This is a genomic window from Aggregatilinea sp., from assembly GCF_036822615.1.
In the GTDB taxonomy this organism is placed as follows: domain Bacteria; phylum Chloroflexota; class Anaerolineae; order Aggregatilineales; family Aggregatilineaceae; genus Aggregatilinea.
The window spans coordinates 1-9290 of record NZ_DAISHJ010000164.1 but is presented as its reverse complement, the minus strand read 5'-3'; the positions used below and the strand labels follow the sequence as shown (position 1 = coordinate 9290).

At 62.2% G+C, this 9290-nt stretch carries 10 protein-coding genes; 6 read left to right on the top strand and 4 right to left on the bottom strand.

All coding sequences use genetic code 11. From position 1 onward, the window contains the following. Together V7116_RS24230 and V7116_RS24225 are read left to right on the top strand one after the other, a co-directional pair. Positions 1-211 (top strand): hypothetical protein (locus V7116_RS24230; RefSeq protein ID WP_324394572.1); only part of this gene is annotated, 211 nt, incomplete at its 5' end. A 70-nt stretch (positions 212-281) separates the two neighbouring features. Continuing rightward, complete coding sequence (locus tag V7116_RS24225) at positions 282-1034, top strand: hypothetical protein (protein ID WP_324394571.1); 753 nt, start codon at positions 282-284, stop codon at positions 1032-1034. A 31-nt stretch (positions 1035-1065) separates the two neighbouring features. On the opposite strand, the gene V7116_RS24220 is transcribed toward V7116_RS24225, so the two are convergent. The 4 genes from V7116_RS24220 to V7116_RS24205 form a co-directional block, all read right to left on the bottom strand. Then, positions 1066-1887 (bottom strand): NAD+ synthase, encoded by an 822-nt coding sequence (locus V7116_RS24220; RefSeq protein WP_442891869.1) that lies wholly within the window; start codon positions 1885-1887, stop codon positions 1066-1068. 96 nt (positions 1888-1983) lie between these two features. Further along, on the bottom strand, positions 1984-2301 hold the full coding sequence (locus V7116_RS24215; RefSeq protein ID WP_324394569.1) for a heat shock protein transcriptional repressor HspR: 318 nt from the start codon (positions 2299-2301) through the stop codon (positions 1984-1986). Between the two features lie 13 nt (positions 2302-2314). Next, entirely contained in the window at positions 2315-3682 is a 1368-nt protein-coding gene (locus tag V7116_RS24210; protein WP_324394568.1) for a S1C family serine protease, read from the bottom strand. 172 nt (positions 3683-3854) lie between these two features. Next, positions 3855-4820, bottom strand: coding sequence for a J domain-containing protein (locus tag V7116_RS24205; protein ID WP_324394567.1), 966 nt, complete (start codon positions 4818-4820; stop codon positions 3855-3857). Between the two features lie 315 nt (positions 4821-5135). On the opposite strand from V7116_RS24205, the gene V7116_RS24200 reads away from it, so the two are divergent. The 4 genes from V7116_RS24200 to V7116_RS24185 all read left to right on the top strand — a co-directional run. Then, positions 5136-7070, top strand: coding sequence for a DUF2207 domain-containing protein (locus V7116_RS24200; protein WP_324394566.1), 1935 nt, complete (start codon positions 5136-5138; stop codon positions 7068-7070). 309 nt (positions 7071-7379) lie between these two features. After that, entirely contained in the window at positions 7380-7892 is a 513-nt protein-coding gene (locus tag V7116_RS24195; RefSeq protein WP_324394565.1) for a hypothetical protein, read from the top strand. Between the two features lie 23 nt (positions 7893-7915). Next, positions 7916-8812, top strand: coding sequence for a M23 family metallopeptidase (locus V7116_RS24190; RefSeq protein ID WP_324394564.1), 897 nt, complete (start codon positions 7916-7918; stop codon positions 8810-8812). Positions 8813-8879: 67 nt separating this feature from the next. After that, positions 8880-9290, top strand: a 411-nt coding sequence (locus V7116_RS24185) for a PrsW family glutamic-type intramembrane protease (protein ID WP_324394563.1), incomplete at its 3' end; no start/stop codon positions are given.

Here is a 9290-nt window from a genome sequence, read left to right as displayed (position 1 = left end):
GGTCACGGCGTGGCTGGCGGAGGGATCGCAGGGCCTCGCGCGGCGGTCCGACGCGGCCCGCGCGCTGGGGCGGCCTCATGCGGCGTGGGACATCGCGGAGGAGATTCACGCGCAGGCGCTGAAGACTGCCGTCCGCACGCGGCGGCCTGATCCGCGCGCCGGGGATGCGCCGCGTCTGCGTCCAGCGCCGGAAGACGGCTGGGTGATTTGATAAACTATTGAATTGGTAATTATTACTCAGTATAATAAAATTACACGGAAATTTATAAGAGAAGTTAGAAATGAGATTAGAAATTCCCGACAGAATATGGTTATTTGTCGTCGCCATTGGGACTATAGTTTTAAGTGTTTTCGCCTGCGTATCAGATGCTGTTCGTATGAATGCAATAGCCGGTATTCTTGTAGCAGCAGGTACTCTTGTTTTGGCCCTTATAACTCATAGGAGCATTGAGGAGACTAAAAAGGCAAACGACGCCCAAATCAAGCGTGCGCAGCGCCCTCTATTAGTTCCTAAGAGAGATCTGCCTGTACAATTTCTCGATAACATCACATCGGGAATTCCCCTTGATATTCAAAATGTTGGAACGGGTGTAGCAACAAACATTTGGGGTGTTTTAGCTCCTCATAGCACTCAAAATCTTCAAAATCCACCATACCTTCTTTCCGTTCGATATCCCCTGCCCTTGCCTCATAGTGAGACAACCACTATGAATTTTGAGCAAGGGGGAATTACTCACTTTGATCAGGATCAGATTTGTGATAAACCTCTCTTCTTACCTGCAAATCCTTCCTCAAAGCATCCTTATGCACAGCGATTTGTAGCTCGCTTGACCTTGACGTATCGAGATATTTTTGGCGATAAACATTCAAGCACATTTGATCTCACACAAAATCATGTCTGGGTTCAATTGGCAATCTGTAATGAAATTTCGAAGGATCTTGAAGAAGTAGATGCCGGAAATCTGGGGATAGTAACGGGCGGGGCAAGCCCCGCCCCTACGGACAATTCTGTGACGCGCGGTTCGTTTTTGTAGTAAATCAACGACTGGCAATTGCGGCTGTGTTTTAGCCCACCCAGTCGCGCAGGTAGAGGAAGTCGTGACCGATGCTGCGCTGGCTGACCTTCGCCACGTTGGGCATGGTGCGCTTGTAGTGGTTCAGGCGGACCTGCCGCCAGATGCGTTCCACTACCGCGCGGTCGAACCCCTCCGCGACGACCTCATCCACCGTGTAACGCCGGTCCACGAGCAGATAGAGCAGTTGATCCGCCGTGTCGTAGGTGTAACCGAGTTCGTCCTCGTCGGTCTGGCCCGCCCACAGATCCGCCGAGGGCGGCTTGTCGATCACGCTTTGCGGCATGCCAAGCGCCCGCGACAGTTGGCGCACCTGCGTTTTGTACAGATCCGTGATGGGCTGGACCGCCGCCGCGTTGTCGCCAAAGATGGTCGTGTAGCCGAGCAGCGTTTCGGTCTTGTTGCTCGTGCCGATCACCAGCCCGTTGAACGCTACTGATTGATCGTACAGGATCACCATGCGCTGCCGCGCCATGACGTTGCCTTTGCGCATGGGGGTGATGTCGGGGAAGCGCTCGAACAGCGGATCGACCATCGGCGTGATCTCGACTGTATCGCTTTGCACGCCGAGCGCGTCGATCACGGCCTGGGCGTCGCTCAGGCTGCCGGGCGAAGACGTCTTATAGGGCATGCGCACCGCCAGCACGTTTTCCGGGCCGAGCGCTTCGGCCACCAGATAGCATGACAGCGCCGAATCGATCCCGCCGCTGAGGCCGATCACCGCGCGTTTGAAGCCCACTTTGGTCACTGCGTCGCGCAGGAACAGCACCAGGATTTTGCGGGCCGTGTCGGTATTGATCCGCAGCCGGGGCAAGATGTGGGTAGGTGGCATGCCGTTATCCTTCAATGATGAAAAAGGGGGAAGCCCGATGCTTCCCCCAAGAGTGTATCACAAGACCGCTGCCCGTGGTCAGTGCCGCGACTGCGCCGCTGACCCTTTGCGCTCCAACGCTTCGAGCTGATCTTGCAGCGACTCGATCTGGTCTGACAGGCGCAGGATGATCTCGACCCCCGCCAGATTGACGCCGAGTTCCTGCGTCAAGCGGTTGATCTTCATCAGGCGATCCACTTCGCGCTGTGAATAGAGGCGGATGTTGCCGCCGCTGCGCTGTGGAACCACCAGGCCCATCTGCTCGTAATTGCGCAGCGTTTGAGGGTGCAGCTCGACCATCCGCGCAACGATCCCGATCGTATAACACGGCTCGTCACGGGATATGCTGTCACTCATTGCCTGCTCCTGTTTAATCCGGGCTGGTGACGAGCGACGTTGCGGGCCGCTCACCCAGCGTTACATTGACGTCCAGGGTCTGCTCGCCGCGCACGATGGTCAGCACGACGGTGTCGCCCGGGGACGTATTTTCAACTAGATAGGCCACCAGATCGTCGATGTCGCGCACGATCGCGCCGTTGATCGCCACGACGATATCCCCACCGATGGCAACCTCGACGCCGCGCACGGTGCGCGTATCCGTCGAGCCCTGCAGCCCGGCGCGCTCCGCCGGAGACGAGGACTGCACGGAGTCGATCATCACGCCGTAGCTCACCGCCAGATTCAGCTCATCGGCCAGCACGGCCATGCTGATGCCCGGCAGGTTGCTGCTGGAGGTGACGATGCCCAGCCACGAATAACGCACCTGACCGCCGTCGATGATCTGCGGGACGATGCGCTTGAGCGTGTTCACCGGCACGGCGAAGGCTACGCCCTCGAAGCTGCCCGACTCGGTACGGATGGCGGTGTTGATGCCGATCACTTCGCCGGAGGAGTTCAGCAGCGGGCCGCCTGAATTGCCGGGGTTGACCGCCGCGTCCACCTGGATGATCGAGGGGTTGTCGTAGCGCTCGTAGCTGGCGTCGAGAAGCTGCGCCGAGGGCAGCGACCGCCCCAACGCGCTGACGATCCCGGTGGTCATGCTGCCTTCCAGCCCGAACGGGTTGCCGATGGCGATGACGCGCTGGCCGACCTTGAGCGTGTTGCTATCGCCCAGGGGGACGGGCCACAGCGGCGCGCTGCCCGACTCGATCTGGATCACGGCGAGATCGCTGTAATCATCGACGCCCACGACGGTCGCGTTGGCGACGTAGCCGTCCGAGAACGTCACCAGGATTTCTTCGGCGTCGCGCACGACGTGCGAGTTGGTGACGATGTGCCCTGCGCTGTCATACACGAAACCCGATCCGCTGCTGTCTACGATGCCGCTGTCACTGTGGAACGACGAGACGATCTCGATGTTGACCACGGAGGGATTCACGCGCTCGTAAATGTTGGTTAGCAGCAGGTATTCCTCGTCCGCCGCCGCCACGATGTCACCGGACACGGCAGTGGGGGTCGCCATTTGCTGCGCGGCAGAGGGGAGATCGCCGGGCCGGTAGTTCGCGTTGCGAAGCTCCGTCTCCGACGGCTGGTAGGCGGTGCGCTGCAAGCTGGGGCTACTGCTGCGCGTCACCGCGCTGCGCGGCGAGAACAGGTAGCCGACCATCGTGCCGACCAGCGCGGCGATCAGCACCAGCGTCACCACGCCCATGCCCAGGCCCACCAGCAGCCCGGTCAGGCGCCCTCCGGGCTCATCGTGATCGTCCGGTTCCGGCACATTCCAGTTGAAGTCATCCATGAGCTGCTGCCTTTCTGGGTTCTATCACGGCACATCGTGTGTTCGAACTGCGGCGGACGGCGCGACGATCCAAGCCCGTGGAATGTACCCGTGCCAACTGGGCCGCCAATCACAGCCTGACTAGATTGTAAACGACCTGGGGATTCAGCGCGCAGCGGTCCCCAGGCCGGGGTTAGCGCTGCGAGTTTTTACCCTCGGCGAGCGCCTGAAGCTCTTTGAACAGCGCCTGCTCCTGTTCGCTGAGATCCGTGGGAACCTGGATCAGCGTGTGCAGGAACAGATCGCCGAAGCTGTCTTTCTGGCGCAGCAGCGGCATGCCCTTGCCGCGCAGGCGGATGCTCTGGCCCGACTGCGTGCCGGGCTTGATGCGCACCGTGACGTCGCCGGACAGGGTGGCGACCTTCACCGGTCCGCCCAGCACCGCCGTATAGAGCGGGATACGAATGTCCATGTGCAGGTCGTCGCCGTCGCGGCGGTAGACGGGGTGGGGCGCCATCTCCACGATCACGTAGAGATCGCCGGGCTGCCCGCCCGAATAACCGCGCTCGCCCTGGCCGCTCAGCCGGACGCGCATGCCGTCACGCGCGCCCGCCGGAATGGAGACCGTCAGGCGGCGCTCCCCGACCTGCACGACGCGCTGCGTGCCGTGGTAGGCTTCTTCGAGCGTGATTTGCGCGGTGACTTCGAGATCTTTCCCGGTGATCGCCTGTCGCGGCGCGCGCTGGCGCTCGAATCCGCTGCCGCCGCCGAATCCGCCGCCGAAAATGTTGCGGAAGAAGTCGGAGAAGGCGTCGCCGCCGTTCGAGCCAAAGTCGGCATCGGTGAATTCGACCCGGTAACCGCCGGGCTGCTGCCCGCCGGTGGACCAGCGCGACCAGTCGAAGCCGCCGGGCTGCCCGCCCATGCGCGACCACTGCTGGTAGCTCTGCCCCAGTTCGTCGTACTTCTGGCGTTTTTCTTTGTCGGACAGGACCTGATAGGCCTCGTTGATTTCCTTGAAGCGTTCCTCGGCTTTGGCGTCGCCGGGATTCACATCCGGGTGATATTGGCGCGCCAGTTTACGATACGCCTTGCGGATATCTTTATCCGGGGTGGTGCGGTCCACGCCGAGTATCTTGTAGTAGTCAGGATAGTCCATTGTTGAGTACCGACCCTCTATCTTGGTAACTGTACGTGATGAACCTGAGAATCAGGTGAATTTAGAATGAAAGAAAACAAGATCGATATCCTTAAAAATCGTTTCAGAATTTTAAACCTTTAGTCTGTCACAGTCAACGTTGTTGAGCCTTTTCTTAGGAAAGATTTATGTCTCCGGCGGGCTGCGCCAGCGGCGAGATTGCAAAAAATGACTCAATAACTTCTAAAAAACCGTTACCCTTGATGCGTGGCCCCCTGCTATCCGTTAGAATAACAATGTAAATGTGGTTTGAACTTTCGGCCAAAGGATTACGCTATGACTACCCGGCTGCGTTCGCGCCTTCCCGTCCTGGCGGTGATCGCCCTGTGCCTGCTCGTTGCGCTGCCGCTGCTGCCCGGCTCGCCGCGTACGGCGGATGCGCAGGACAACCGCTCGTTGGAGTGGGAACGCTTCGACGTCACCATCGACAATTTCGACACCTCGGCCAACCGTTTCGACGTGACCGAGACGTACCACCTCTACGTGAACACGGGCCCCTTCCGCTATGGTACGGCGGAAATCCCGATGGACCGGCTGAACACGATCGGCAACATCACAGTCACGCAGGACGGCCAGCCCCTGAACAGCTCGTGCGGCGGGGGGGCGGGCACGGTCTGCGCCACGACCGTGGGCACGGCCAACATCACGTACTACTTCAGATCGCCGCTGCAAAGCCGCGAGCGCACGACGATTGAGATCCACTATACCGTAACGGGCGCGCTGCGCTCGTATGCGGACGGCGACCAGTTGTATTGGGTCGCTATCCCCGGCGATCTGCCGTTCCTGGTGCGCGATTCGCGGATCACGGTGACGCTGCCGGAGAACCGCCCGCCGCAGGTGACGGCGAGTTATCCCGACACCTGGGCCGAATCGATCAGCGGGAACAAAGTGACGTGGACCGCGCCGGGCATCATCTACCCCGGCAACGAGGTCGAGGTGCGCGTGCAGTACGAGCACGATCCGGCGATGTTGAAACCCGGCTGGCAGGCGTCTTTCGACCGCCAGCGGACCTATGAAGAAAAGTGGAAGCCGATCGTCACGGTGGTGCTGGGTGTGCTGGCGCTGCTGCTGGGCATCGGCGGCGTGCTGATGGTCTACACGCGCTATATGACCCACGGGCGCGACCCGGAGGCGGTCGTCGTGCCGGAATACCTCTCCGCGCCGCCGTCGACGGAACTGCCCGGCGTGGTCGGCGTGCTGCTGGACGAGCGCGCGGATATGAAAGACGTCATGGCGACGCTGATCGACCTCGCCCGGCGCGGTTTTCTCACCATCGAGCAGACGACCAAAGGCGGCATCTTTGGCATGTTCGAGAGCACCGAGTTCGAGTTCCACCGTGAGGACAAGGACGTGTCCAGCCTGAAGCCGCACGAGCGCGAACTGCTGCGCGGGCTGTTCAAGGGCGGCGACCAGGATACGTCGCTTTCGGAGCTGAAGAACAAGTTCTACACGCACGTGCCCAAGATCAAAAGCGGCATGTACGATCAGATGGTCGAGCAGGGCTACTTCACCCGCTCGCCGGAGACGACGCGCAACCTGTGGGCGATCGGCGGCGTGGTCGTGCTGGCGGTTGCGGGGGCGCTGTTCTTCGCGGCGGTGAGCGGCGCAGCCTCGATCGCGTACACCCTGCCGTGCCTGCCTGCGGCGCTGGGCGGCGTCGGGCTGGCGATGGCGTCGTCGTCGGCGGCGATGCCCGCCAAGACGCAGAAGGGATCGCAGGAGGCGGCGCGCTGGAAGGCGTTCAAGCGCTACCTGTCGGACATCGAGCACTATACGGGCGTCGAAGAAGCCGCGAAGAAGTTCGACGAGTACATGGCCTATGCGGTCGCGTTCGGCATCGAGCGCAATTTCGTGCGGCAGTGCACGCCCGCGATGACCTCCATGCCGACGTGGTACTACCCGACCTACATGGGCGGGCCGTGGGGGCGCGGCTACCGGCGCGGCTACCATCACCCGACGATGATGGGCGGTCCCGGCGGCGGCATGGGCGATATTTCGCTTGGCGGGCCGGGCGGCCTGAACGAGATGAGCGCCGGGCTGACCGATGGCCTCAACGCTATGAGCGACGGTCTGACCAAGATGCTCAACGACGCGTCTAGCGCCATGACCAGCAAGCCGCAAAGCTCCGGCAGCGGCGGGGGCGGCGGCTTCAGCGGCGGCGGTGGCTTCAGCGGCGGCGGATCGGGCGGCGGCAGCCGGGGATTCGGATAGGGGCGGCGGTTAGCCGTTAGCGATCAGCGATTAGCCAGGAGCAACGGCAAAAGCAAACGCAGACCTCACCCCCGGCCCCTCTCCAACTTGATTGGAGAGGGGAGACAGGCCGTGTTGAGCGTGATGATGTCGGGGCGTATCGCCATACGCCTCGGCCAATCAATACCAGCAAAAATGGCGGGTGCACGGTAGGGGCAATTCATGAATTGCCCCTACGGCGTAACCCTGATGTGGTTGAAAACGGGGCGGATGAATATGAACCACCTCGTGTGATGACGGTGAACGGGCAGTGGAAAAAGGACGGCACGCATGAATATGAACCGCCTCGCAGGGATTTTGCTGATCGTCCTGGGCGTGATCGTGGGCATCGTCGCGGGCGCGTGGTTGTTCACCAACGACGGGCTGACCAACTCCGCGCAGATCCTGGGCCTGGGGCTGGTGCTGGTGGCCGTGGTCGCGCCGCTGGTGGGCTTCGGGATTTACCTGTCCGTGTTCGGCGGCAAGCAGGCCAAGCAGCAGCAGAGTGCCTCCGAACAGCGCACGCTGCTCAACATCGTGCAGAGCCGGGGGCAGGTCGATATCAACGACGTGGCGCTGGAAATGCAGCTCCCGCGCGAGCAGATCCGCAGCATGATCTATAACCTCGTGGGGCTTGAAGTGTTCAGCGGCTACATCAACTGGGACAAGGGCGTGCTCTATTCGAGCGATGCCAGCCAGCTCCGCGACCTGAAGCAGTGCCCCAACTGCGGCGGCGAGATCACGCTGAGCGGCAAGGGCGTCGCCAAGTGCCGCTTCTGTGGGACCGAATTCTTCCTGTCCTGAGCGCATCAACCAGGGGGCCAGTTATGACGATAACGATCGTTCCGTGCCGGTTGTTCGCCACACCGCTGCCAACCGGCGGGCATGAGGTTTCATGTTATGTGCGGTTTGCGCCGGAAGACGTGAACGGCCTCGACGCGCTGGCCTGGAGCGTCGCCGATGACATTGGCGAGATGATCGTGACTGGCTTGAGCCGCCTGGAGGCGTCACAGCGCGGGGCCGGGCGCGTGTTCATCGCGGCGGTAATTCCGCCTGGATGGGCGACGGTGCGTTTGATGGTTGCCGGATCGGACGCCTTCGTCGCGTGGCCCATTGAGCACTACATGCAGGCGGGCGCTTACGGCCTGCCGTTTGCGGGCATGGCGCTGGTCGTCGGCGGACATCGCGTGGGCGAAGTGCACCGCGCCGCGTGGGATATTTCGTCGCAGCAGTTCGGCTGGGACTTCCTGCCGCTGGGCAACGAGACGTGGAGCCTGCTCGCCGGATCGCCGGAGGCCGGGCTGCCTGCGTCGCTGTTTGCCGCGTTCGGGCGGCAGGTGATCGCGCCCGCGGCGGGGCGCGTGGTGCGCGCCGTGGACGGCCAGCCGGATCACGAGATCGTCGGGATGTACCCCGACCGGGAGCCGTTTCTGGCCGATCTCGCGTCGGCGCTGGGTAACGGCGTGATCCTGGATCACGGCGACGGCGTGTATTCCGCGCTGGGGCATCTGCGCTGCGGCACGGTCCGCGTGCAGGTGGGCGATACCGTCGCGGCGGGACAGGTGTTGGGCGAAGTGGGCAATTCCGGGTTCAGCGCCGGGCCGCATCTGCACCTGCATTTTATGGACGGTCCCGACCTGCTGAGCGCGTCGCCGCTGCCGGTGCAGCTCGATTTCGAGGACGACCGCCGCGCGCCGCAGGCGGGCGAAATCATCGGGGAGTGAGAACGCGCCGCCCGGCATCACGTCCGCATCAGGCTCCGCGGGGAGCCGCGAGTAGATCGTCTGGCTCATGTCCTTGATCGTCACCCTCATCGCCTACGGCATTGCCATCGCCATCCCCTTGTTCACGGTGTACCTGTTCGTGACGCAGGACGTGTTCGGAACCGGCAAGCCGAGCACGATGCTGATCAGCATGGGATGGGGCGCGATCGGAGCGTATGGGCTGGCGCTGGCGATCAACAATACGACCGCCGCGCTGGGGCTGTTCAGTTCGCAGCAGGTGGCGCACATCTCCGGACCGGTGATCGAGGAAGTGCTCAAAGCGGCGATCCTGGTGGTGCTGGTGCGCCGCCCGCAGTTCCGCTATCTGGTGGACGGTGCGCTGTACGGCATCGCGGTCGGGATCGGCTTCGCCCTCTCTGAAAACCTGTTCATTTACCTGCCCGCGTCGGGCAGCGCCGTGCTGGGAACCGCGATCAGC

Excerpts from the sequence above, each read along its gene's own strand:
- V7116_RS24225 (WP_324394571.1), top strand. The coding sequence starts at position 282 with ATGAGATTAGAAATTCCCGACAGAATATGGTTATTTGTCGTCGCCATT.
- V7116_RS24215 (WP_324394569.1), bottom strand. The coding sequence starts at position 2,301 with ATGAGTGACAGCATATCCCGTGACGAGCCGTGTTATACGATCGGGATC.
- V7116_RS24210 (WP_324394568.1), bottom strand. The coding sequence starts at position 3,682 with ATGGATGACTTCAACTGGAATGTGCCGGAACCGGACGATCACGATGAG.
- V7116_RS24205 (WP_324394567.1), bottom strand. The coding sequence starts at position 4,820 with ATGGACTATCCTGACTACTACAAGATACTCGGCGTGGACCGCACCACC.
- V7116_RS24200 (WP_324394566.1), top strand. The coding sequence starts at position 5,136 with ATGACTACCCGGCTGCGTTCGCGCCTTCCCGTCCTGGCGGTGATCGCC.
- V7116_RS24195 (WP_324394565.1), top strand. The coding sequence starts at position 7,380 with ATGAATATGAACCGCCTCGCAGGGATTTTGCTGATCGTCCTGGGCGTG.
- V7116_RS24190 (WP_324394564.1), top strand. The coding sequence starts at position 7,916 with ATGACGATAACGATCGTTCCGTGCCGGTTGTTCGCCACACCGCTGCCA.